The 22,153-nt window shown below is 73.4% G+C and carries 20 protein-coding genes; 8 read left to right on the forward strand and 12 right to left on the reverse strand.

What is annotated here, in order from left to right; translation table 11 throughout:
• Positions 1–53: 53 nt before the first annotated feature.
• The 3 genes from GXP74_RS16340 to GXP74_RS16350 all read right to left on the reverse strand — a co-directional run bounded on the left by GXP74_RS16340 (position 54) and on the right by GXP74_RS16350 (position 2,452).
• Positions 54–575: an NUDIX domain-containing protein gene (locus tag GXP74_RS16340; protein ID WP_304940913.1), complete on the reverse strand. Its 522-nt coding sequence runs from the start codon at positions 573–575 to the stop codon at positions 54–56.
• 155 nt (positions 576–730) lie between these two features.
• Complete coding sequence (locus GXP74_RS16345) at positions 731–1,531, reverse strand: hypothetical protein (RefSeq protein ID WP_182452204.1); 801 nt, start codon at positions 1,529–1,531, stop codon at positions 731–733.
• A 39-nt stretch (positions 1,532–1,570) separates the two neighbouring features.
• Positions 1,571–2,452, reverse strand: coding sequence for a LysR family transcriptional regulator (locus GXP74_RS16350; protein ID WP_182452205.1), 882 nt, complete (start codon positions 2,450–2,452; stop codon positions 1,571–1,573).
• A gap of 76 nt (positions 2,453–2,528) precedes the next feature.
• On the opposite strand from GXP74_RS16350, the gene GXP74_RS16355 reads away from it, so the two are divergent.
• Complete coding sequence (locus tag GXP74_RS16355) at positions 2,529–3,332, forward strand: hypothetical protein (protein WP_182452206.1); 804 nt, start codon at positions 2,529–2,531, stop codon at positions 3,330–3,332.
• A 6-nt stretch (positions 3,333–3,338) separates the two neighbouring features.
• Here the strand turns inward: GXP74_RS16355 and GXP74_RS16360 are convergent, their stop codons facing one another.
• The gene (locus GXP74_RS16360; protein WP_182452207.1) at positions 3,339–3,854 is read right to left on the reverse strand and encodes an Lrp/AsnC family transcriptional regulator; all 516 of its coding nucleotides are present in this window, start codon (positions 3,852–3,854) and stop codon (positions 3,339–3,341) included.
• A 210-nt stretch (positions 3,855–4,064) separates the two neighbouring features.
• Between GXP74_RS16360 and GXP74_RS16365 the strand changes: the two genes are divergently transcribed.
• From GXP74_RS16365 to fahA, 3 genes are read left to right on the forward strand one after another with little or no spacing between them, the layout of a single operon-like run.
• Positions 4,065–5,267 carry a homogentisate 1,2-dioxygenase gene (locus GXP74_RS16365; protein ID WP_182452208.1) on the forward strand — a complete coding sequence of 401 codons (1,203 nt, stop codon included), beginning with the start codon at positions 4,065–4,067 and terminating at the stop codon, positions 5,265–5,267.
• Positions 5,264–6,217 carry a hypothetical protein gene (locus GXP74_RS16370; RefSeq protein WP_225447981.1) on the forward strand — a complete coding sequence of 318 codons (954 nt, stop codon included), beginning with the start codon at positions 5,264–5,266 and terminating at the stop codon, positions 6,215–6,217. The genes GXP74_RS16365 and GXP74_RS16370 overlap by 4 nt, the downstream gene beginning before the upstream one ends.
• Positions 6,214–7,461, forward strand: coding sequence for a fumarylacetoacetase (gene fahA / locus GXP74_RS16375; RefSeq protein ID WP_182452209.1), 1,248 nt, complete (start codon positions 6,214–6,216; stop codon positions 7,459–7,461). The genes GXP74_RS16370 and fahA overlap by 4 nt, the downstream gene beginning before the upstream one ends.
• A 76-nt stretch (positions 7,462–7,537) precedes the next feature.
• On the opposite strand, the gene GXP74_RS16380 is transcribed toward fahA, so the two are convergent.
• From GXP74_RS16380 to GXP74_RS16390, 3 genes are all read right to left on the reverse strand, one after another.
• A complete protein-coding gene (locus GXP74_RS16380; RefSeq protein ID WP_182452210.1) occupies positions 7,538–8,545 on the reverse strand; it encodes an NAD-dependent epimerase/dehydratase family protein in 1,008 nt (335 codons plus the stop codon).
• A gap of 53 nt (positions 8,546–8,598) precedes the next feature.
• Positions 8,599–10,371, reverse strand: coding sequence for a cholesterol oxidase substrate-binding domain-containing protein (locus GXP74_RS16385; RefSeq protein ID WP_182452211.1), 1,773 nt, complete (start codon positions 10,369–10,371; stop codon positions 8,599–8,601).
• Positions 10,372–10,440: 69 nt separating this feature from the next.
• The gene (locus GXP74_RS16390) at positions 10,441–11,301 is read right to left on the reverse strand and encodes a helix-turn-helix domain-containing protein (protein WP_182452212.1); all 861 of its coding nucleotides are present in this window, start codon (positions 11,299–11,301) and stop codon (positions 10,441–10,443) included.
• Positions 11,302–11,455: 154 nt separating this feature from the next.
• Between GXP74_RS16390 and GXP74_RS16395 the strand changes: the two genes are divergently transcribed.
• Positions 11,456–12,124 carry an alpha/beta fold hydrolase gene (locus GXP74_RS16395; RefSeq protein WP_182452213.1) on the forward strand — a complete coding sequence of 223 codons (669 nt, stop codon included), beginning with the start codon at positions 11,456–11,458 and terminating at the stop codon, positions 12,122–12,124.
• A gap of 270 nt (positions 12,125–12,394) precedes the next feature.
• Positions 12,395–13,261 carry a hypothetical protein gene (locus GXP74_RS16400; RefSeq protein ID WP_182452214.1) on the forward strand — a complete coding sequence of 289 codons (867 nt, stop codon included), beginning with the start codon at positions 12,395–12,397 and terminating at the stop codon, positions 13,259–13,261.
• A 105-nt stretch (positions 13,262–13,366) separates the two neighbouring features.
• Here the strand turns inward: GXP74_RS16400 and GXP74_RS16405 are convergent, their stop codons facing one another.
• The 4 genes from GXP74_RS16405 to GXP74_RS16420 all read right to left on the reverse strand — a co-directional run bounded on the left by GXP74_RS16405 (position 13,367) and on the right by GXP74_RS16420 (position 18,682).
• Positions 13,367–14,290: an aldo/keto reductase gene (locus GXP74_RS16405; RefSeq protein WP_182452215.1), complete on the reverse strand. Its 924-nt coding sequence runs from the start codon at positions 14,288–14,290 to the stop codon at positions 13,367–13,369.
• A gap of 28 nt (positions 14,291–14,318) precedes the next feature.
• The gene (locus GXP74_RS16410; RefSeq protein ID WP_182452216.1) at positions 14,319–16,766 is read right to left on the reverse strand and encodes a hypothetical protein; all 2,448 of its coding nucleotides are present in this window, start codon (positions 16,764–16,766) and stop codon (positions 14,319–14,321) included.
• Positions 16,767–16,865: 99 nt separating this feature from the next.
• Positions 16,866–17,945, reverse strand: a complete 1,080-nt coding sequence (locus GXP74_RS16415; RefSeq protein WP_182452217.1) for a methyltransferase — start codon at positions 17,943–17,945, stop codon at positions 16,866–16,868.
• The gene (locus GXP74_RS16420; RefSeq protein ID WP_182452218.1) at positions 17,942–18,682 is read right to left on the reverse strand and encodes an SGNH/GDSL hydrolase family protein; all 741 of its coding nucleotides are present in this window, start codon (positions 18,680–18,682) and stop codon (positions 17,942–17,944) included. The genes GXP74_RS16415 and GXP74_RS16420 overlap by 4 nt, the downstream gene beginning before the upstream one ends.
• A 259-nt stretch (positions 18,683–18,941) precedes the next feature.
• Between GXP74_RS16420 and GXP74_RS40330 the strand changes: the two genes are divergently transcribed.
• Positions 18,942–20,225, forward strand: coding sequence for a protein kinase (locus tag GXP74_RS40330; protein ID WP_225447982.1), 1,284 nt, complete (start codon positions 18,942–18,944; stop codon positions 20,223–20,225).
• A gap of 214 nt (positions 20,226–20,439) precedes the next feature.
• Positions 20,440–20,805 carry a hypothetical protein gene (locus GXP74_RS16430; RefSeq protein WP_182452219.1) on the forward strand — a complete coding sequence of 122 codons (366 nt, stop codon included), beginning with the start codon at positions 20,440–20,442 and terminating at the stop codon, positions 20,803–20,805.
• Here GXP74_RS16430 and GXP74_RS16435 read toward each other — a convergent pair.
• A complete protein-coding gene (locus GXP74_RS16435) occupies positions 20,793–21,935 on the reverse strand; it encodes an aldehyde reductase (RefSeq protein ID WP_182452220.1) in 1,143 nt (380 codons plus the stop codon). The two genes, GXP74_RS16430 and GXP74_RS16435, sit on opposite strands and share 13 nt — an antisense overlap.
• Positions 21,936–22,153 lie beyond the last annotated feature (218 nt).

The raw sequence follows: 22,153 nt of genomic DNA on the forward strand, positions 1-22,153 counted from the left end.
CCCGCTTGGCCCACAGCGACTCGGCCGGTGGCGGCAGGCGCCCGTCCGCGCTGTCAGTGGGCGCGGTGCGGACCGGCCCCGGGCTCGTGGCCGTCGTTGACGAAGCGCGGCGCCGCGGCCCGGCGGGCCCGCCACAGCGCGGCGAACCAGGCCCGCTGCGGCGGCTGGAGGTAGCGCCGCCAGTCCTGGTACGACCGCCAGGCGTAGCGGTCGTGTTCGGCGCTGAGCTCGATCGGCTGGTCGGGGGCGACCGTGCCGCCGTCGAAGCAGAAGTCGATCACCGGCGGCCAGCCGTCGTTCGCGGAGCGGTAGTCCACCAGCAGCAGCGGCAGTCCGTCGGCCAGTTCGAGCCCGCTCTCCTCGCGGAGCTCGCGCACGGCCGTCCGCTGCGGCGGCTCGTCCGGGTCCGCGAGCCCGCCCGGCAGCTGCCACCAGGCCGGATGCCCCGGGTAGCCGACGGACTGGTGCAGCATCAGCACCCGGCCGTCCGGGTCGGTGAGCAGCACGCTCGCGGACACGACGTGCTTGGGCAACTCCGCGGCGAACTGCTCGGGTGGCAGGACGAGGGTCGTCAATGGCGCTCCTTCGGTCGCCGCGATCCTAACCCGCCTGCGCGGCCGGAGAGTTGGGAGTTCATCACTTTGAGTGACGAGTGCCGCCCGATTCCCCGGGACCGCGGCCCCGCCATCGCTCTCCGTGTCCGACGGCCCGGATCCCCCGAATCGCGGAGCTAGCGGAAGGAGTCGAGCGGGCGCCAGGCGGTGCGGGTGTGGGTCTGCTGGAAGCCGGTGCGGGTGAGGTTGGTGTGGCTGGGTGAGCCGTAGGCCACGGTCACCACGGCCAGGTCGGTCAGCGCGGCGGCGTCGCCGAGGCGGCGGGCGATCAGGGCGGTCTGGCAGCCGTGGCGGCGGTACTCGGGCAGGGTGGCGGCGCCGCTGAGCAGCGCGCCGTCGGGGTGGGGGTAGAGGCTCGCCGCCGCCGGGCGGCCGTCCACCCGGGCCAGGTAGCGGCGGACCGCCGCCGGGTCCTGCTCGGTGCCCAGCATGGTCAGCAGACGCGGTTCCGCGTCGGTGAGTCGGTATCCGCCGACGAGGGTGGCGAGGTACTCCGGGGAGTCGTCGGCCGGGTCCAGCTCCTCGACGGTGACCCGGGCCGGGGCGGGGATCGGCGGGCGTGGGCGGTCGAGGTGGAGGTGCAGGGTCGCGGTGACGCCGCCCGCGTACAGGCCGCGGCGGGCCAGGGCGGCGCCGAGGCGGTCGTTGGCGTCGCCCGCCCAGACCTCCAGCGTGGGAACGATTCCGGCGTCGGTGAAGAACGCGCGGACCTCGTCGAGGTACGGCAGGTCGTCCTCGTTGACGCCGCGTGCCTTGTTGTAGGGGGCCAGTCCGGACAGCGCCGGGACGCGCAGCGCCACCGTGCGGCCCCACTGGCCGAGGCGGGCGCCCAGCGGTCCGGCGGCCGGGGCGGTCGCGTCGCGGCGGAGTTTCGCGGTGACCACGGCTTCGGCGCGGCGGGCGGTGTGGTTCGGCATCCGGCCATCCTGCCCGGTCGCGGGGCGGGCGGGCCTGGTTCAGTCGGTGAGCGCGGCGGTGAGCAGCGCCGGGAGCGGGTTGGCGGTGGGGGTGTGCAGGGCCTCGGTGCGGTGGGTGAGCCGGGGGACGCTGAGCGGGACCGGGCTGACGTCGGCCAGGGTGTCGGCCAACGGCCTTGGCAGCAGCGCGAGTCCGTGTCCGGCGGCGACGAGGGCGGCCAGGCCCCGGAGGTCGGTGCCCTGGTAGCGCAGCGACGGCCGGTAGCCGTCGGCGCCGCCGGCCGCGCGCAGTTGGCGGAGCGGGATCGCGGTGTCGGGGGCGTCGATCCAGCGGGCGTCGGACAGGTCGGACAGGCGCAGTCCCGGGCGTCCGGCCAGCGGGTGCGGGTCCGGCAGCAGCACGGCCAGCGGCTGCTCGGCGACGGCGGTCGCGCTGAGCGGGCCGACGTCGCCGAGGTGGAGCGGGTCGTTGGGGGCGGTCATGCCGTCGACCAGGCCGAGGTCCACGCCCCCGGTGGCGACCTCGCGCGGGACCGCCTCGCGGCCGAGCACCCGGACGGTGGGCTCCAGGCCGGGGTGTCGGCGGCGCAGGTCGGCGAGCGCCCGGGCGAGGCGCGCGGTGAGCGCCAGCGGGGTGAGCCCGACGGTGAGCCGGGTGGTCGGCGCGCCGGTGAGCCGGGCGATGTCCGCGCGGGCGGCGTCGAGCCGCAGCAGCAGCGGTCCGGCGTGTTCCAGCAGCCGGACGCCGACCGGGGTGGGGCCGACCGGGCGGCGCAGCAGCAGGACCGCCCCGAGGTCGGCCTCCAGGGCGGCGATGTGCTGGGAGACCGCCGACTGGGTGTAGCCGAGTTCGCGCGCCGCCTCGGAGAACGACCCGTGGCGGGCGACGGCCACGAAGGTGCGCAGCAGGTGCGGATCCATGGCCATCAGTATCGCTTATGGAAAGGTCATAAATCATCGTTGGCGCTGTTCTCGGTCGCGGGTTCAGGATGGTCGCATGACCTCCACGACCGAGCACACGCAGACCGAATCCATCGAACCCATCGAACCCATCGAACCGACCGAACCGACCGGACCGCTGGACCGGCCGGTGGCCCGGGTCGCGCTGGTGGGCGACCGCTCGCCCGGCGTCCGGGCGCACACCCGGATCCCCGGGCTGCTGGCCGCGCTCACCGAGCGCGAGCAGCTGGCGCTGGACGCGTACTGGATCCCGACCGAGGACGCCGAGTCCGCCGACGGCCTCGACCGCTTCGACGCCGTCTGGCTGGTGCCCGGCAGCCCGTACCGCAGCGAGGCCGGGGCGCTGCGCGCGGTCCGGATCGCCCGTGAGCGGGGGATCCCGTTCCTGGGCACCTGCGGCGGTTTCCAGCACGCGCTGCTGGAGTTCGCGCGCGACGTCTGCGGGCTGGCCGTCGGCCACGCGGAGAACCAGCCGGAGGCGGAGGACCCGCTGATCGTGCCGCTCGCCTGCTCGCTGGTCGGGCACGAGGGCGCGGTCACGGTGGAGCCGGGGTCGCTGGCGGAGCGGATCCTGGGGGTGGAGCGGTCGGTCGAGCGCTACCACTGCGCCTACGGGGTCGCCCCGGGGCACCTGGAGCTGCTGCGGGCGCACGGGCTGCGGTTCAGCGGCCACGACGACGCGGGCGAGGTGCGGATCGCCGAACTGCCCGGGCACCCGTTCTTCCTCGCCACCCTGTTCCAGCCCGAGCTGGCGGGCGACGGGACCCGGCCGCATCCGGTGGTCCGGGCGCTGGCCGCGGCCGCGGTCCGGCACGCGGCGGTGGCGTACGCGGGCAGCTGACCCCGGTCAGTCGCCCTGGTAGGCCGGGACCCGGCTGGGGCGGGGGCGCTGCTCGGACTCGACCAGCGGCAGGTAGCGCGGGGCGACCACCCGGGACAGGGCGATCTCGCTGGTGGAGCGGACCACGGTGGGGATGCGGTTGATCCGGATCAGCGTCTCCTGGAGGTGCTCGTTGGACCGGGCCGCCACCCGGCAGCTGATGTCCGACAGGCCGGTCGTCCCGTGCGCCTCCAGGATCTCCGGGACCCGGGCCAGCTCCTGGGCTATCTCGTCCAGCCCGCCCTGGGCGATCTCCAGGCTGACGAACGCCAGTACCGGGTATCCGGCGGCGGGCAGGTCGACGTCCGGACCGTAGCCGGTGATCACCCCCGCCTGCTCCAGCCGGTGCACCCGCGCCTGGGCGGTGGCCCGGGAGACGCCGGTCAGCCGGGAGATCTCCAGGAAGCCCATCCGCGGGTGCTCGCCCAGGGTGCGGATCAGCAGCGCGTCGAGCTGGTCCAGAGTGATGCGCTGTTCTTCCATCTCATGCTCCTGCGGCGGGACACTGCTTAGCAGATTGCACAGCTTATCCATGAGATGTTGTCACAGGGCCGGGCTAGGTCGTCTACTGCCTCCCGTCAGCAGACACCACCCGGGGACGGGAGCACGCCATGGCCTCGCCAGCCGTACTGACCGAGGCCGGGGCCGGAGCGCGCGAGCCGGTCCGCCTCAGGAACGCGTGAGGGGTTCGACATGGTCTACTACCGCAGCATCGGGGCGGTCCCGCCCAAACGCCACACCCAGCACCGGGACCCCGAGGGGCGGCTGTACTTCGAGGAGCTGATGGGGGAGGAGGGCTTCTTCTCCGACTCCTCGCTGCTGTACCACCGGAATCTGCCCTCGTCCCTGGTCGACAGCCGGATCTGGGACCTCCCCGAGGACAAGAGCGAGCCCAACCACCCGCTCAAGCCCTACCACTTCCGGCTGCACGACCTGTTCCCCGGCGAGAGCTGGCGGCAGGCCGACCCGGTACGCGACCGCCGCACCGTCCTCGGCAACGCCGACGTGCGGATCGCCTACGTCGCCGCCGGGCTGCCCTCGCCGCTGTACCGCAACGGGATCGGCGACGAGTGCGTCTACGTGGAGTCCGGGCAGGGCGTGCTGGAGAGCGTCTTCGGCAGCATCGAGGTCGGCGAGGGCGACTACGTGGTGGTGCCGCGCGCCACCACCCACCGCTGGCTGCCCACCGGGCAGACCCCGCTGCGGCTGTACGCGATCGAGGCCGCCAGCCACATCACCCCCGCCAAGCGCTACCTCTCCAAGTACGGGCAGCTGCTGGAGCACGCCCCCTACTGCGAGCGCGACCTGCGCGGCCCCAGCGGGCCGCTGCTGGTCGACGACCCCGCCGACACCGAGGTGTACGTCAAGCACCGCGTCGGCGGCGGCATCGGCGGCACCGTGTTCACCACCCCCGGGCACCCCTTCGACGTGGTCGGCTGGGACGGCTGCCTCTACCCGTACGCGCTGAACATCCGCGACTACGAGCCGATCACCGGCCGGATCCACCAACCCCCGCCGGTGCACCAGGTGTTCGAGGGCAACGGCTTCGTGGTCTGCAACTTCGTCCCGCGCAAGGTCGACTACCACCCGCTGTCCATCCCCGTGCCCTACTACCACTCCAACGTCGACAGCGACGAGGTGATGTTCTACTGCGGCGGCGACTACGAGGCCCGCAAGGGCTCCGGCATCGGCCAGGGCTCGGTCTCGCTGCACCCCGGCGGCCACACCCACGGACCGCAGCCCGGCGCGTACGAACGCAGCATCGGCGCCGAGTACTTCGACGAGCTCGCGGTCATGGTCGACACCTTCCGCCCGCTGGACCTGGCCGAGGGCGCCCGCGCCACCGACGACGGACGCTACGCCTGGAGCTGGAGCGGACGGGGGCCCGCCGAGTGAGCGAGCAGCGACCGCTGGTACCGCCGCTGCTCGCCGGGCTCTGCGACGACGCCGCGCTGTTCCCGCCCGGCAACGCCCCGGTGGCGGCGGCCGTGCCCGCGCACCGCGGGCACCGGGCCGCCTGGTACGCCGACCTGGTCGGCCCGTTCCTGCTCGGCGCCGACCGGATCGCCGAGGTGGGCGACGCGGCGGCCGGGGAACCGCTCGACGTGGTGCTGGTGGTCCGCGCCGGTCCGGCCGCCCTCGCCGAGGCGCTCGACCGGCTGGCCGCGCGGCCCGCGCTGCGCCTGCTCGGCGTCGAGCTGGGACCGGACGCCGACGGCACCCCCGCCGACGCCGCCGCGCGCTGCCGTGACGCGCTCGCCCGCGAACTGCCGCCCGGCGCGGCGGGCGTGGTGGAGCTGCGCCGCCCCGCCGACGGCGACAGCGCGCGCGGACGCGCCGCGCTGGAGGCCGCGCTGGACCTGCTCGCGGCCGCCGGTCTGCGGGCCAAGTACCGCACCGGCGGCCTTGAGCCGCAGGCCTTCCCGTCCGCCGCGGAGCTGGCGGCCCTGGTCGGCGGCTGCGCCGCGCGGGCGCTGCCGTTCAAGTGCACCGCCGGGCTGCACCACGCCGTCCGGCACACCGATCCGGCGACCGGTTTCACCCATCACGGCTTCCTCAATATCCTGGCGGCCACGGACGCGGCGCTGCGCGGCGCGGCAGGGGGGGACGTGGCGGAGGTGCTGGAGTGCCGGCAGGGCGGCGAACTCGCCGCCGCGCTCGCCGACGCCCCGGCCGCCCCCGGCGCCGACACCCGGGCCGACGCACTGCGGGCGGTGTTCACCGCCTACGGCACCTGCAGCGTCACCGAGCCGCTCGCGGATCTGGCCGCGCTCGGCCTGCTCACCCGCCCGGACGCCGACCTGCCCGCTGACCCCACGCACCCCGACACCCTGGACCGCGCATGACAGTCTCCTGGCTCGACCTGCCCGCCGACACGCTGTTCGGCCTGCACAACCTGCCCTACGGGGTGTTCACCACCGCCGTCGAGGGCGACCGCCGCCGGATCGGGGTCGCCGTCGGCGACCAGGTGCTGGACGCCGCCGCCGCGGCCCGGGCCACCGGGCTGGACGCCCGGCTCGCCGACCTGCTGGCCGGTCCCAGTCTCAATCCGCTGCTGGCCGCCGGGCGCGCCGACTGGACGCTGGTCCGCGCCGCGCTCACCGACTGGCTGACCGACCCCGGCCACCGCGCCGCCGTCGAGCCCTGCCTGCTACCGCGCGCCGAAGCGGTGCTGCACCTGCCGTTCGAGGTCGCCGACTATGTCGACTTCTACGCCTCCGAGCACCACGCGACCAACCTGGGACGGCTGTTCCGCCCCGGCACCGAGCCGCTGACACCCAACTGGAAGCACCTGCCGATCGGCTACCACGGCCGGTCCGGCAGCGTGGTGGTCTCCGGCACCCCGGTCGTCCGCCCGAACGGCCAGCGCAAGGCCCCGGCCGACGCCGCGCCGAGCATCGGCCCGAGCCGACGGCTCGACATCGAGGCCGAGGTCGGCTTCGTCGTCGGCGTCCCCTCGGCGCTGGGCACGCCGGTGCCGCTGGCGGACTTCGCCGAGCACGTGTTCGGCGTCTGCCTGGTCAACGACTGGTCCGCGCGTGACATCCAGGCCTGGGAGTACGTCCCGCTCGGCCCGTTCCTGGGGAAGTCCTTCGCCACCTCGGTCTCGCCGTGGGTGGTCCCGCTGGACGCGCTCGCCCACGCCCGGACCACGCCCCCGGCCCGCGACGTGGAGCCGCTGCCCTACCTGGACGACCGCGACGGCGCCGACCCCTGGGCCCTCGACCTGTCGCTGGAGGTGCGGCTGAACGGCACCCCGGTCTCCCGGCCGCCGTTCGCCGGGATGTACTGGACGGCGGCGCAGCAACTCGCCCACCTGACCGTCAACGGCGCCGGCCTGCGCACCGGCGACCTGTTCGCCTCCGGCACCGTCAGCGGCCCCGACCGGGGCACCGAGGGCGCCCTGATCGAGCTCACCTGGAACGGCGAACGGCCCGTCGAACTCGCCGACGGATCGGTCCGTTCGTTCCTGGAGGACGGCGACGAGGTGGTCATCACCGCCACCGCCCCCGGCCCCGACGGCAGCCGCGTCGGCTTCGGCGAGGTCACCGGCCGGGTGCTGCCCGCCCGGGACCCCGCGAGCCGCTGAGCCGACCGGGCCTGGATCAGGCGTCACGGACGCCCTGCCCGACCAGCCCTGCCCGACCAGCTCTGGCGGTGCCGGGTCAGCCGGTGCCGCTCAGCAGCCCGCGTTCCTTCTCCGGGGCGATCCCGAGCACGGTGCCGCCCTGCCGGTACGGCTCGGTCGCCGGGCCGCGCTCGCGCATCCAGGCCCAGGTGTCGCGGACGGTCTCGGCGATCGGGCGGCAGCGCAGCCCGGCGCGCCGCGCGCGGCTCGTGTCGACCTGCCAGATGGCCGACCAGTCGGGCAGGTCCGGGGCCCAGACCGGCAGTTCGGTCCACGGCTGGACCTCGGCGGCGAGCAGCACGGCCTCGTCCGTCCAGCTCAGCTCGGCCCCGCTGCCGGTGGCGTCCACGCAGGCGGTGAGCAGGTCGCCGAAGGTGGCCGCGCCGATCGGCGAGGTGGTGAGATAGCGTCCGGCGGCGCCCTGCTCCAGCCGGTCGCGGCCGAAGGCGGCCAGGTCGCGGGCGTCGATCGCCTGGATGCCGCGCCCGGGCTCGCCGGGCGCGAGCACCCGGCCGCCCCGGGCGATCCGGTCCAGCCACCAGGGCAGCCGACCGGTGTTCTCGTGCGGCCCGATCAGCAGGCCGCAGTTGAGGATCAGGGACCGGTCGGCGCCGAAGCGCTCCAGCAGGGCGCGTTCGCAGCCCGCCTTGAGGTGGTTGCCGGACGGCTGGTCGGCGGGGGTGTCGGCCGGGCAGGGGTGCCGGGTGGAGTCCTCGTCGATGGGGACGCTGCCCCAGTCCGCGTAGGCGTGGACCGAGGAGACGAGGGTGTAGTGCCCGGTGCGCGGCTCCAGCAGCCGGGTGCTGAGCGCGACGGAGTGCGGCTGCTGGGGGGAGGTGTCGACCACCGCGTCCCAGCGGCGGTCGGCGACCAGCCGCTCCAGGTCGGCGGGGGAGTCGCGGTCACCCCGGACCGCCTCCACCCCGGGCTGGTCGGGACCGCTGCGGCCGCGGTTGAAGGTGGTCACCTCGTGGCCGCGGTCGAGCAGGTCGGTGACGTAGGCACGGCCGAGGAAGGACGTGCCGCCGAGTACCAGGATCTTCATCCGGCCAGTCTGCCGCCGCGGGATCCGGGACGACCACGGTGTTCGCTGCGGGCTCAGCCGAACAGGTTGTCCAGGAAGGCGCTGCTGAAGACCCTGCCCGGGTCCAGCGCGTTCAGCGTCGCCACCGCGGTGTCCCAGCCGTCGTCCGCCGCCTGGCCCGCACGGTAGGAGTCGGGGATGTCGGCGCCGATGACGGCGCTGTCGGTCCAGGCCCCGGCCGCGGTGTTCGCCCACTCCTTGGACCACTCGGCGTGCACCGCGCCGTAGGAGCCGGTGAAGTTGCTGCGGATCCACTGCTCCATGGCGGCGGCGAAGGCGTGGTCGCCCGGGGTGATCGGGACGGTGGTCATGTCGAACCAGACGGCGGTGTCCCACTCCGGGTGGTCCGGGCGGGTGCGCAGCGGTGACAGCTGCGCGCCGAGGGCGCCGGGGACCTGACAGTCCGCGACCTGGTCCAGGCCGGTGACCCGGATCTCCAGCGGGCCGTTCATCGGGTACAGGCCCTGCGCCTGGTAGGCCGCGAGCTGCGCCTGGTAGGCCGCGAAGAAGTCGCTGACCACGCTCTGCACGTTCGCCCGGCTGGTGACCACGTTCCAGCAGGTGGAGGTGATCCGCAGGGTGGTCGGCCGGACGTACGCCAGCATGTCGCTGGACCAGCCCCACAGGTCCCAGCTGTCGGTGGCGATCAGTCCGGCGCTGATGGCGTCCATCTGGGCGGCGGTGAAGGTGGGCGTGGCGCCGGCGTTCCCGGCGATGATCTCCGAGAGCAGGTCGGAGACGCTCTGCGGGACGATGTCGTTGAAGGGGTAGTTGTACGGGCTGTTCACCGCCCGGCTGGTCCAGGGCTGGGACGGGGTGGGCGTGAGGACCCGCAGCCAGGGCGAGGTGGTGAACGGGAACCAGATGCAGACCACCCGTCCCGAGCCGCTGACGTAGCTGGCCAGCGAGCGGGATCCGGCGGTCGCGGGCGGGGCGTAGATCTCGGCGGCGGGCACGTCGAACCAGCTCTGGCAGCGCAGCCGTTGGTCCGGGCCGACGCGCAGCGTGACCTCGGTGACGAAGGCCCGGCCGACGTGGGTGATCAGGGCCTGGATCCGCGGATCGGTCCGCTGGAAGGTCTGCAGTGTGTACGCGGCGGTGGACTCGTCCCAGGCCACGGCGGTCAGGCTGACCACCAGGTTGCCGACCGAGCCGTAGGTGTGGCCGGGCAGGGGGGTCTCCCCCTGCGCCGGGACGCCGGTGCCCCGGCCGCCGGTGGCGAGCACCCCGCCGAGGGTGGCGTAGCCCAGCACCGGGAACGCGGTGAGCCCGTAGCCGGCGCTCTTGAGGACGGCGAGCAGGTTGTCCATGGTGACGCCGGGCTGGGCGGTGACGCTCGCGGGCGAGCCCGGGCTGACGCTGACGGCGGTGAGGTTGCCGGTGTCCACCAGCACCACCTGCGCGGGCGGCGTCGCGGGGTCGATCACCACCGGGGACCAGCTGTAGCCGGCGCCGAGCGGCCGCAGCCGCCAGCCCTGCGCGTGGGCCCAGTTGGCGAGGGTGACCACGTCCTCGGGGGCGGTCGGGGCACAGGTCCACAGGCCGTCGACGGTCACCTCCTCGGACCAGTTCTGGAAGGTCTGCTGGTACAGCGTGATGCCCGCCGGGAAACCGGGCGGCTGCGCGATGGTCGTCGCGGCGTCGGCGGCCGGGATCCGCCCGGCCGGAGTCCACTGCAGGGCGCTCAGCGCCACCGCGCCGGCGACCCCGCCCAGCAGCGCACGGCGGGAGAGGTGCGCACCGGCGCCGGGATCGGCCGCCGCCGGGTCATGACTGGTCTCTGCCATCGGTTCGCAGCCCTCCGAAGGGATCTGACGATACGTCAGATAAGAAGCTGCGACGTCGGCGCGGAGAAGTCAAGGCCCGCGGCGGCGATCGGTCGTGCCCGTGCGGTCGGGGGGTGGCCCTGCGGGGGCGGTGGCCTGGTGGCTGGTGCGGTAGCGGCCCGGGGTCGTGCCGATGATGTGGGTGAACGCCGCGATGAAGCTGCTGGGGTTGGCCCATCCGCAGGCGGCGGCGGTCCGGGTGGTGTCGTGGCCCTCGGCGAGGAGCACGAGCGCGTGGTGGACGCGGAGTTGGGTGCGCCACTCGTAGAAGGTCATGCCGAGTTCGTTGTGGAAGAGCCGGCTGAGGGTGCGCGGGCTGGCTCCGATCGTCCTGCCGAGTTCGGCCAGCGTGGCGTTGTCCGCGGGCGTCCCGTGCAGCAGCCGGGCGACGGCCCGCAGCCGGTCGTCCCGTGGTTCGGGCAGGTGCAGCGGCTGTTCGGGTGCTTCGCGGAGCTCCTCGACGAGGACCCGGAGCAGGCGGGAGCGCGCCGAGCGGCTGTAGTCGGGCGCGGCGGGGTCGTAGTTGCGGGGGCCGGTCAGGGCGAGCAGGACCTCGCGGGCCAGGCCGGAGGCCAGGAACACGGCGGGATGGTCCGGGACCAGCCGGGCGAGGGACGGCGCGAGGAAGACGATCCGCATGTCGGTGTCGCCGTGGGCGCGGTGGTAGTGGGTGAACCCGGCGGGGGTCCAGGCGACCCGGTTGGCGGGGACGATCGACGTGCCGCGCTCGGTGTGCACCGCCAGGACGCCGCTGGCCGCGTACACCAGGTGGCCACGGGCGTGCGCCTGCACCGCACTTGCCTCGCCGGACGGCCGCAGGTGGCGCCCGCCGGAGGGCCACACGTGCGACGTCGCCGCGGCGATCGGGCGAGGTTGGCGGTGAACGGGCATCGGTTGGCATCCTAGCGGTGGCAAGCCACACCCTGGTCCGGTGAGACTTTCTTCCAGGCCGAGCGGTCACCGGTCGCGCGGAGCGCCCGACCGCACCCCATGGCGTCGAGGCGGTGTGCCTCGACACCGCGGCCTGGGAGAGAAGGAGAAACGCATGGCCACGTTCGTCCTCGTGCCCGGCGCCTGGAAGGGCTCCTGGGCGTTCGAGTCGGTGGTTCCGCTGCTGGAGCGCGCCGGTCACACCGTTCACGCGCTGACCCTGACCGGTCTGCGTCCGGGTGACGACAACCCGACGCTCGCGACCGCCAACCTGGACACCCACGCCGACGACGTGTTGCGGCACCTCGACCGCCACGGCGTCAGCGACGCGACGCTGGTCGGCCACAGCTACGCCGGGATGGTGATCGCCGCCGCCGCGGACCGCGCCGACGGCCGGATCTCACGACTGGTGCATCTCGACGCCTACGTACCGCGCGACGGCGAGTCGTGCTGGTCGTCGACGAACGAGCACTTCCGGAAGGTGTTCGCCACCGGCGCCGCGGCCACCGGCCACAGCGTCCGCCCGCCGGAAGGCGGCGACCCCCGCCGCCGTCCGCACCCGCTCGCCTCGTTCCTGCAGACGATCCGGCTCACCGGCGCGTTCGCCCGGGTCCCCCGCCGGGAGTTCGTCTACTGCTCGGGATGGGAGGACCGGACCCCGTTCGCGGCACTCCGCACCCGGCTCCGAGCCGATCCCGAGTGGCGGGTCCACGACCTCCCGACCCGACACGACGCCATGCACGAGGCCCCGGAGGCAGTCGCGGCGATACTGCTCGGCAGATGAGTTCCAGGACGGGGGTGTTCGGAAAAGTGGGGGAGTCCAGGGGGAACCTTCGCTCGGCTGCCGGACACAACTAGGGCATGGAACTGAACGACCGGGAGGCGTAAGGCCGACCGGTCCGAGGCCGAGGACCTCACGGCTTCTGGCGTCATTCAGTCCGAAGAATCCCGTCCACGTGGAGGAGGTCGCACGATGAATGGCATGCAGGGCATTCCCGCGGCTCCCCCCGATCGTGATCTGCCGAACCGTCGGCGGATCCGAGAGGAACTGCTCATGAGGATCAATCCTGAGGACAAGCCCGCTTCGGCGCGCCGGAGTTGGGGACTGCCGCTCGGCATCGCCGCCGGCGTCGCCGTGGTGAGCGTCGGTGCTGTGACCGCCTTCGGCGGGCACGCGACCGCCAAGCCGGAGTTCGTCACCACCGCGCTCGGCGCTGGAATCCCGACCAGCAGCCCCACCGCGTCGGCCAGTCCCAGCGCGGCGCCGACCCACAGCGCGACGCCGGGCTCCAGCGCGGCACCGGGCACCGGCTCGGGCGGCGGTGGCCTGGTGACGTCGAGCCCGGTGACCCCCGTCCCCGTCACGTGGACGTTCACCAGCGGGAAGACGACCCCGATCGACGCCGGGACCGTCACCAAGATCCTGGCCTCCTGCCTGGGTTCCGCGGCCTCGCAGTACCACGCGGTGATCGCGGTCCGTACTCCGGTCGCCTCGTCGGACTGGGACGGCGCCGTCGTCGCCGTCAACTCCGCCGCCCAGTACGTGCAGTGCGAGACGAAGGGCGACCAGGGCACCAGCCAGGACTCCCCGCCGACCTTCATCAACAACCGCCTGTGGAACGCCGGTCACACCATCGAGTTCTTCGACTCCTTCGGTGAGGCGGTCGGCCAGGGGCAGTACCTGTCGCTGGGCGCCGGGCACTACACGTCCAAGGTCGCCAAGGTCACCATCAGCTACGGCTCCAACCCGACGGAGTACCCGGCGATCATGGCGGGTGGCGCGTTCTTCTACGCGTCGGACATGAGCTCCGGCACGTCCGTCTCCTCCGGTCCCGGCTCGTTCGTCCCGGGCCCGGACCCGTACATCCACGCCTACAACGCGGCCGGTCAGGAGATCTACAACCAGGTGAAGGACTCGTAAGTCGGTCCGCCCACCACTCTGCCGCTGCCCCGGCGACATGCCGGGGCAGCAGTGCGCGGAGCCGTGCCCGCCGTCGGCCGACTCCGTGAGCGGTGCTGCCGGATCCTACGGGAGGGGAAGGCGCTTCTTGGCCTCTTGGTAGAGGTCGTCGGGCAACGGCCCCTTCTCCGCGACGGCGATGTTGCCGACCAGGTGGGCCGGGTTGGAGGTGCCGACGATCGTGGTCGACAGGCCGGGGTGGCTGAGCGTGAAGCGCAGCACGAACTCCATGTTGCTCATGCCGGACTCGCTCAGGAGGTCGGCGATGCCGGAGGTCTCCCAGTTCTGCTGGGCGACGCCGGGGCTCTGGCTCAGCGGCCCGCTCCGCCAGTTCTTGTCCTCCGACGCGGCGCCGCGCGCGGCCCCGCCCCGGACCAGCGTGCCCGCGCCCGCGTCGGCGGCCCGGGTGATGAGCGCCTCGTGATCGCGCTGGACCGCCGAGTACGGGATCTGGAAGACGTCGAAGACGCCCATCGCGAGGTGGTCGGGCAGGTTCGGCAGGATGCCCGACATGCCGATGAAGCGGATCTTGCCTTCGGCCTGGAGCTCCTTGAGCGTCTCGACCGTGCGGTCCTCCCGGAGCGTCGCCTCGCTCGGCGACATGTGCACCTGGACCAGGTCGAGGCGGTCGGTGCGCAGCCGCCGCAGCGACCGCTCGACGTTGGCGCGGACGTTCCCGGGACTGAAGTCGTGCGGGTAGGGCGGCGGCGCGTCGGCCGATGCCTCAAGCGGGCAGCCGCACTTGGAGGAGAGGAAGAACTCGTCCCTGCGATGGCCGATGTGAGTGCCGATCAGTTCCTCGCTGCGGCCGTAGTCGGGCGAGGTGTCGATCAGGTTGATACCGCCGTCGAGGACCGCGTTCAGCAGTCGGCCCGCGTCGTCGTCCGCAATCTCGGGACCGCGCGGCACGCCCCTCAGCTCCATGGCGCCGTAGCTGAGGATGGTCACATCCTCGCCGGTGTTCCCGAGGGCTCGCTTCATGATCGTCATGTTTCCTCATCCTACGCCAGAGGGTGGGCTAGGCCCGGCTGCGGGCCAGGCGGGCGATGGTGAAGGCGCCTTCCGGGAGTTCGTCGCGCTGCCAGCCGAAGGCGCCGGTCGGGCTCATGCCGTCGCCCTCGTTGTTGTGCGCGAGCAGCACCGAGTAGAGGTTGACCGAGCCCCGCTGCCGCAACTGCTCCCGCAGGTCCGCCGGTTCGACATCGGCGAGGTGCCGGTGGGTCACCGTCAGCGCGCCGTAGTCGCGGCGCCACTCCGGTTCGAGCAGGTACGGCAGTTGGGTCTGCCGGTCGGCGGTGGCCCCGGCCTGGGTCTCCCGGTAGGTACGGATGATCGAGTGCCCGCCGTCCACCAGCCGGAACACGCTGAGGTTGCCGACCGGCCGCCGCCGGTACAGCAGCGAGTGCTGGACCAGGGTCGGCAGGATGTCCGGGACCAGCGAGCTCGCGCCGTCGCCGACGAAGGCCAGCACGTTGTCGTCCCGGGTCAGCGCCACCGCGGGGACCGCCTGCAGCGCGTCGCCCATCAGCGCCCGGCCGTACCAGCCGGAGAAGCCCGGGCCGGTCCGGGGAAGGTTCCGCAGCGCCGAGATCCCGCCCCGGCCGACGTCGAACAGGCCGGTGTAGGTGTAGTTCTGACGTGTGATCAAGTCATCGAGCAGGCCGCCGAGCCGGTGGAAGAAGTAGTTGGCGCTCATCGGCCGCAGCGGCAACTGGTGCAGCAGGTCCGAGGGGCTGTCGGCGGCCTCGGCCAGCGCGGCGCGGCGCAGCGACAGCACCTCCGGATCGGGCGCGACCCGGCTCGCCACCTCGCGCAGGAACTCCCGGGCGGGGCCGAGTACCAGGTGGTCGGTGAACGGCGCCGCGTGCGCCGGATCGGCGGTGACCTGCACCACGTGCAGCGAGCGCTCCAGGGCCTGCGTGGTGAACGGCGTGGCCGACTCCGGGATCCGGCTCTTCAGGAAGAGCAGCGACTGGTCGCGCTTGGACCGCAGCCTGCCCTCGCGGTGCAGGTACTCGTGCACCCGCGCCGAGGTGCCGTACATGCCCAGGGTGCCCAGGTACTCCTCCACCCGGCGCCCGTCCCGGTAGCGCGCGACCGAGCCGGGGCGGGTCAGCGAGTCGGCCAGCGCGATCCCGGCGGCCCGGGCCACCCGGTAGCTGAGCTCCCGCTCCTCGTCGTCCAACTGGCCGCACTGCCAAAGCAGTCGGATCGGGTCGTGGTCCAGCATCCGCAGCAGCGGGGTGAGTTGCGACTCGCTGACACGGGCGGACGCGACCCGCGGCGGCGGGATCACGGCCGGCTCGGTCTCCGGGGAGGCGATGACGGCCAGCACGGCGGCGGTGGCCAGCAGCACCACCGGTCCCTCGTCCGCCTCGTAGGAGGCGTAGGCGGCGGCCAGGTCCTGGGCCAGCCGGTTCGGGTCGTCCAGGTAGTGGCAGCGGATCCGCCGGGCCCGCAGCACCGCCCGGGAGTCCTCGGCGCGGTGCACCGTGCCCTGGAACGGGAACCAGGCGTCGGCGGGCGACTCGGCGCAGACGATGAAGCCCCTGGCCTTGCTCTCGCGGAGGTTGGCCAGGGTGCCCTTGAACTCGTCCACCATCCCGTTGGTCACCACCAGCAGGAACGGCGTCCGGTCCAACTGCCAGCGGGCCAGCGCGCCGCAGGCCAGCGCATGCTCGCTGGCGCCGCGCAGCACCGGGTTGCCCCCGGCCTCCGCCGACCGCTCCAACTCGCCGATCAGCCCGGAGACCAGTGAACCGGTGTAGTAGTGCAGCCCCCAGGCGGATCCGGCGCGCTCGGTCAGGAAGGCCGACAGCGCCCCCGCCAGCAGCCGCGGGGCCCCGGCGGCCGAACGCAGGGTGGCGGCGGTGTGCCGGATCTGCACGAAGTCGGTCAGCGCGCGGATCACGTCGGCGGCCAGCAGCCAGGGCTCGTCGGGCAGTTGCCGCACGGTACCGGCAGCGGCCAGACGGGTCGCCGCGCCGGGGCCCACCGGTCCGGGCCGCTGGTAGACGTGGACGGTGTACCCGGACAGGTCCGCGTCCAGCCCCTCGGGCAGCGCCGCGCCCAGCTCCGCAAGCGTGTCGGCCAGGGCCTCGGGTGCCACGGCGGCTTCCCGGCCCGGGCCGGTCGTGTCGACCAGCAGCAGCGCCAGGGTGTCCCGGCCGCTGTCCGGCCCCGGGTCGGCGGCCTTGCCCAGTACCGCGGCCACGTCGTCGAGTGCGTCGGCGCGCAGCTGCACCACCGCCTCCGGCAGCGCCCGGTCGAGGAACCGGCGCGCCCGGCGCACGGTCTCCTGGTAGGCCTCGGGCCCGTCCGCCCACGCCGTGTCGAAGCCGAAGCCGGCTCTGCGGAGCACCGAGGCCAGCGCGGTGGCCACGGTGTCGTGGAACTCCGGTTGTGGACCGACGCTCACCACCAGCAGCCGATCGGGTGTCGCGGACACGGGACTGTTGCTGGGCATGGCTGACCTCCGTTGGCAACGGGTCGCGCGCGGCGTGGCGTACTCCCGCCGAGCGGACCGGGGACGGACGGACGACGAGTGGCTCGGGCCGCCACCCGGTTACCGGGGTACGGCCTCGATCGCGCTCTCGGTGCCGGCGGAGTGCAGCGGGGCGGACCGTACCGACCGTACCTCGAAGCCCGCCGCGTCCAGCAGGCCCCGGTACTCCTCCTCGGAGCGGTCCCGGCCGACCAGCATGACCAGCATCAGCAGGTCGATCAGCTGCGCCTGCGCCGCCCGCGAGGGATCGGCCGAACTGCCCTCAAGCCGCTCGAACACCAGCAGCCGGCCGTGGTCGGGGATCGCCTCGCGGATCCGCCGCAGGATCGCCACGGCCTGCTCGTCGTCCCAGTTGTGCAGCACCCGGGCGAGTGTGTAGACGTCGCCGCCGGTCGGCAGCGGGTCGAAGAAGCTGCCCGGGAAGGTCTCGACCCGCTGGTCGAGACCGCTTCCGGCGAGCCGGATCCGGGCCTGGTCGACCGCCTCGGGCAGATCCACCAGCACCCCGCGCGCCCGCGGGTAGCGGGTGAGCACCCGGGTCAGCAGGCCGCCGTCACCGCCACCGACGTCGACCAGGGTGCCGAGGCCGCTCAGGTCGCAGCCCGCCAGCGCGGACGGCACGGCGGCGTTCCCCATCGCGGCCGAGAACACCGCGCTCAACTCCGGGTCGTCGCTGAGGTAGTCGTAGAAGCCCTTGCCGTACAGCTGCTCGAACGCGGGCTCCCCGGTGCGCATGGTGTGCATGATCGCGCCGAAGGACTGGTGGACCTCCTCGCCGAACAGGATCGCCGAGGGCCGACTGGAGCGGACCGCGTCGGCGCACAGCAGCCGGGTCACCGGGGTCAGCGCGAAGGTCCCGGGCGCCGTCTCGCGGAACAGTCCGGCTGCCGTCACCGCGGTCAGCACCCGGCGCACGGCGCGCCGGTCCGCGCCGGTCGCCTCGGCGATCTCGTCGGCCGGACGCGGCCCCGCGGCCAGCAGCTCCGGTACCCCGAGCTTGGCCAGCGCGAACAGCGCCTGGGCGATCCAGCCACCGGTCAGCACCCCGAACAGGGTGGCCCGGTCGGCGATGGACGGGCTGCGGTCGTCGTCCGGGAACGGCGTCTCGGCGGTCGGCGGGGCGTCCTCCTGGATGGTCATCGGGTGGGCTCCTTCGCGGCGGCGGTGACGGCGGCGTCAGGGCCGCCGGACTTCACCGAGGCCAGCCGCGCGCCGAGGGCGCGGACCGCCTCAGCGGCGGAGATCGCGTGCGCCCGGCGGTTCCCGTGGATGCCGTCGGCGCTGTACACGTCGGCCTCGCCGGCCGCCGGATGAGTCGACAGATCGACATGGACGGTGCCGAAGCGGTCGGCGACCCGGCGGGTGGCGTCGGCGAGTTCGCGCAGCCGCTGCTCCATCCCGGCGCGGAAGCGCTCGGGCATCCCCGGGGAGCGGGAGCCGTCGAAGATGCCCACGGTGATCACGTCGGCTCCCCGCGCCACCAGCGCGGAGACGATCATCTCGATCTCGGCCTCGATCGTCAGCGGGTCGAAGGCCGGGCGCAGCACGTCGTAGCCGCCGCAGGCGACCAGCGCGAGGTCGGGCGCGAACTCCAGCGCGCTGTCGAGCTGTCCCGCGCGCACGTCGGCCGCCAGGGTGTTGCTCCGGCCCAGGTTGAGGAAGGCCAACTCGGGCTGCGACTGGCTGAGTTCGGCGGCGATCCGCTCGGCCCAGGGCAGGTCGGGGTAGCCCGGAACCGGGTCCCCGAGCCCTTCGGCCACGCTGTCACCCAGGACGACGAAGCGCCGCCAGGGGTGGTTCGCCAGCAGTCCCGCCGCCTCGCCCGCATCCAGGCAGTAGCGGTCGGTGGCCTCTCCACGTGCTCGTTCGGTCGTCATGACGTCGATCGAAGTCCCTTCGGGGTTGCCGGACATGGAGCCGATCGTCTGAAATAATACAGCACGATCGTTCATATACTTTTATTGTCGGCGAAGCTTGCCTTCAGGAGAAGCGCGGTGGTCGCTCCGGCCAATCTTTGACATGTCCCTGATGCTATGGGGTCGACGCCACCGGACCACATGGATTCCACAAGAACCCCCGCTAACGTGCCGCCGACCTGCCCGGCCCCCGGTCGGCGGTGACCGGGAGAGGGTGGAGATGCAGCAGCAGCGGGTACTCGGCGGGCGGTACGTCCTCGCCGGACTTCTCGGGCGCGGGGGCATGGCCGAGGTGCACCTGGCCCGCGACCAGCGGCTGGACCGCCTGGTCGCGGTCAAGGTGATGCGGCCGGACATGGCGGTCGACCCCTCCTTCCGCGCCCGCTTCCAGCGGGAGGCGCACTCGGCGGCCTCACTCAACGACCCCTCGATCGTGGCCGTCTTCGACAGCGGCGAGGACACCGCCGCCGGCCTGCCGCTGCCGTACCTGGTCATGGAGTACGTCCACGGCGCCACCCTGCTCGACCTGCTGCGCGACGAGCGGGGGGTGGCCCCGCGCCGCGCCCTGGAACTCACCCGGGGCGTCCTGGACGGACTCGTCCACGCGCACGCGCACGGCATCGTCCACCGCGACATCAAGCCCGCGAACGTGATGCTGGCCGACGACGGCCAGGTCAAGGTCATGGACTTCGGCATCGCCCGGCTGCTGGAACAGGGCGGGGCGGACCTCACCCGGACCGCGATGGTGATCGGCACCGCCGAGTGCCTCTCCCCGGAACAGGCACGCGGTGAGCGGGTCGACGCCAGGGCGGACCTGTACTCGGTCGGTTGCCTGCTGTACGAACTGCTCACCGGACGCCCGCCGTTCCTCGGCGACACCCCGCTGGAGGTCGCCTGGCAGCACCTGCGGGAGCAGCCCGAGCCGCCGTCGGCCCGGGTCCCGGCCCTCGACCACGCCTGCGACGCACTCGTGCTGCGGGCCATGGCCAAGGACCGCGAGCAGCGGTTCGCCTGCGCGGCGGACATGCGGGCCGAGGTGGAGCAGCTGCTCCAGCGGGTGACGGCCGGTCCGCGACCGGTGCTCGCGGCGATGGCGCCGCTGGACGGCGCGCCCCGGCCCACGGAGCGGGACTCCGGGGCGGCGGCACGGCGCGGCAGCGGCGGGCGGCGCCGGGGCCGACGGGTGCCGCTCGGCACGGCGGTGGTCGCGGTGGCGGCGCTGGTGGTCGGGGTCGCCGCCTACGAGGCCGGGGGCTCGCCCACGCCCGCGTCGGTCGCGGGTTCCGCGACCGGGGCGCACCAGCTGCTGACCCCGGACCTGACCGGGGCGAGCCTGCCCGGCGCGCGAGCCGAACTGCGCGCCCACGGGCTGCACCTGGCGCGGGTCCTGGTCGGCGGTTGCCCCGAACCGGCCGCCGCCGCACACCGGGTGTGCCAGCAGGATCCCGTCCCCGACAGCCCGGTCGGCAGCGGGGCCGCGGTCACCCTCAGGCTCGCCGGGTAGGCCGCCGCGCGGACCGAATCGGAGGTTGCAGCGAAATCCTCGGCTTTCCCATCCATGCCATATCTGCTGTCCCTGATTATTGATCAAGAATATTCGCAGTGATGCTCATTGACGGTGTGAGGCATCGATGCGACATTCCCTACAGCGGACGGCGCACACGTGGTTTCCGATTCCGCTCCTCATCCGCACGTCGATCATGCAAAAGGAGATCTCCATGCCCAGGACCACCCGCGCGTCAGCTCTGGCAGTGGTCACGACCGCAGCGGCGCTCGGGGCGTCCATCGCGGCCGCGCCCGCTGCCCAGGCCGCCGTCCGGCCGACGGCGATCGCCAGGTCCGCCCACGTCCGGCCGCTGACCGTGTGGGTCAACTGCTCGACGGTCACCGAAGGCGAGCAGGGCGGCCAGTACTACCTCCAGGTCTCCTGCTCCGACGTCAACGCGACGTCGTGGGAGTTCGGCATGGAATGCTCGAACAGTTTCTGGTACTACTCCGGTTTCTCCACCACCTTCGAGAACGTCCAGCTCTACTGCCCGGCCGGGACGTCGCCTGTCAATGACATTCTCTACTACACCACCTGATTCCTCGCGCCCCACGACGAACTCTTTCCCCCGGACGACTGCGTCCTCCTTTTCGGGAGCCATTTCGCTGCCGTCCGTGGGTCGTATTCAGCTCGGGGGATCAGGCCCAGGGCGAGCAGGCTCTCGGCGGTGGCGGCCACGGTGTCCTCGCTGGAGCGGGGTGCCCAGCCCAGGAGGGTGCGGGCCTTGTCGTTGGAGACGTGGCGGATGACGCCGAGGTTGGGCAGCAGGCCCTTGAGGGCGGGATCGGTCTCGGCTGCCTGGCGCACGGTCTCGTCGGACAGTTCGGCGGTGGGTACCGTGCCGGCGGCCTCGCCGAGCCGGTCGCGGAGGGTCAGGGCGATCTGGTGCAGGGAGACGACGTCACCGGCGGTGGCGATGAACCGCTGCCCGGCCGCCTCGGGGTGGGTCATGGCGCGCAGGTGCAGCTCGGCGGCGTCGCGGACGTCGACGACGCCGAAGTACAGGCGCGGAGTGCCGGGCATCGTCCCGGAGAACAACTGGGCGACCATGTTGATGGAGGCGGCATAGTCGGTGCCGACGACCGGGCCGAAGATCCCGACCGGGTTGATCACGGCCAGTTCCAGGCCCCCGCCCTCGCGTTCCACGAAATCCCACGCCGCACGCTCGGCCAGGGTCTTGGACTTGACGTAGGGGGCGATGTCGCTGTCCGGATCGGTCCAGTCGTCCTCGGTGAAGGTCCGCTCGGTCGCGGGCCGACCGTAGCCGACGGCGGCGAAGGACGAGGTGACGACCACCCGCCGCACCCCGGCGTCCCGCGCCGCCCGCAGCACCCGCAGGGTGCCCTCGCGGGCAGGGACGATCAGGTCGTCCTCGTGCTCAGGCACCCCGAGCGGGAAGGGCGAGGCGGTGTGCAGGACGTACCGGGTACCGGCCACGGCCTGCGGCCAGCCCGCGTCGCTGGTGAGGTCGGCCTCGACGAAGGCCAGCGCGTCGCCCGCGTCGACGCCCATGGCCGCCAGGTCCGCCCGGACCCGGGGCTCCCGTGACAGGGAGCGCACGGTGGTGCGGACCCGGAAGCCCTCGGCGAGGGCCCGGGCGATCACCCGGGCGCCCAGGAACCCGGACCCGCCGGTGACCAGGACAGTGTCGGCAACAGGACTGCTCATCATGCGATCGTGCCTCTCCAGGGTGACTGACGGTCGGCCGGAGCCCGGGGTACGGGCCGCGCCGGTATGCGGTCCCAGCGGTCGGTGGCCAGCGGTCGGTGGTCAGTGGTCAGTGTCGGGATCGTAGCGCCTGCTCGGCGCCCCGGCGGGGACCGTCCAGTTGCCCGGTGTGAAACTTCAGGTCGAGGTGGTCGACCGGGCCCACCCCGACGTCTGGG

Source organism: Streptacidiphilus sp. P02-A3a, assembly GCF_014084105.1.
GTDB lineage: Bacteria > Actinomycetota > Actinomycetes > Streptomycetales > Streptomycetaceae > Streptacidiphilus.

What these genes read in the sequence shown, in the direction of transcription:
- GXP74_RS16345 (WP_182452204.1), bottom strand. Translation starts at nt 1,531, where the DNA reads ATGCCGAACCACACCGCCCGCCGCGCCGAAGCCGTGGTCACCGCGAAA.
- GXP74_RS16350 (WP_182452205.1), bottom strand. Translation starts at nt 2,452, where the DNA reads ATGGATCCGCACCTGCTGCGCACCTTCGTGGCCGTCGCCCGCCACGGG.
- GXP74_RS16355 (WP_182452206.1), top strand. Translation starts at nt 2,529, where the DNA reads ATGACCTCCACGACCGAGCACACGCAGACCGAATCCATCGAACCCATC.
- GXP74_RS16360 (WP_182452207.1), bottom strand. Translation starts at nt 3,854, where the DNA reads ATGGAAGAACAGCGCATCACTCTGGACCAGCTCGACGCGCTGCTGATC.
- GXP74_RS16365 (WP_182452208.1), top strand. Translation starts at nt 4,065, where the DNA reads ATGGTCTACTACCGCAGCATCGGGGCGGTCCCGCCCAAACGCCACACC.
- fahA (WP_182452209.1), top strand. Translation starts at nt 6,214, where the DNA reads ATGACAGTCTCCTGGCTCGACCTGCCCGCCGACACGCTGTTCGGCCTG.
- GXP74_RS16380 (WP_182452210.1), bottom strand. Translation starts at nt 8,545, where the DNA reads ATGAAGATCCTGGTACTCGGCGGCACGTCCTTCCTCGGCCGTGCCTAC.
- GXP74_RS16385 (WP_182452211.1), bottom strand. Translation starts at nt 10,371, where the DNA reads ATGGCAGAGACCAGTCATGACCCGGCGGCGGCCGATCCCGGCGCCGGT.
- GXP74_RS16390 (WP_182452212.1), bottom strand. Translation starts at nt 11,301, where the DNA reads ATGCCCGTTCACCGCCAACCTCGCCCGATCGCCGCGGCGACGTCGCAC.
- GXP74_RS16395 (WP_182452213.1), top strand. Translation starts at nt 11,456, where the DNA reads ATGGCCACGTTCGTCCTCGTGCCCGGCGCCTGGAAGGGCTCCTGGGCG.
- GXP74_RS16400 (WP_182452214.1), top strand. Translation starts at nt 12,395, where the DNA reads ATGAGGATCAATCCTGAGGACAAGCCCGCTTCGGCGCGCCGGAGTTGG.
- GXP74_RS16405 (WP_182452215.1), bottom strand. Translation starts at nt 14,290, where the DNA reads ATGACGATCATGAAGCGAGCCCTCGGGAACACCGGCGAGGATGTGACC.
- GXP74_RS16410 (WP_182452216.1), bottom strand. Translation starts at nt 16,766, where the DNA reads ATGCCCAGCAACAGTCCCGTGTCCGCGACACCCGATCGGCTGCTGGTG.
- GXP74_RS16415 (WP_182452217.1), bottom strand. Translation starts at nt 17,945, where the DNA reads ATGACCATCCAGGAGGACGCCCCGCCGACCGCCGAGACGCCGTTCCCG.
- GXP74_RS16420 (WP_182452218.1), bottom strand. Translation starts at nt 18,682, where the DNA reads ATGACGACCGAACGAGCACGTGGAGAGGCCACCGACCGCTACTGCCTG.
- GXP74_RS40330 (WP_225447982.1), top strand. Translation starts at nt 18,942, where the DNA reads ATGCAGCAGCAGCGGGTACTCGGCGGGCGGTACGTCCTCGCCGGACTT.
- GXP74_RS16430 (WP_182452219.1), top strand. Translation starts at nt 20,440, where the DNA reads ATGCCCAGGACCACCCGCGCGTCAGCTCTGGCAGTGGTCACGACCGCA.
- GXP74_RS16435 (WP_182452220.1), bottom strand. Translation starts at nt 21,935, where the DNA reads ATGAGCAGTCCTGTTGCCGACACTGTCCTGGTCACCGGCGGGTCCGGG.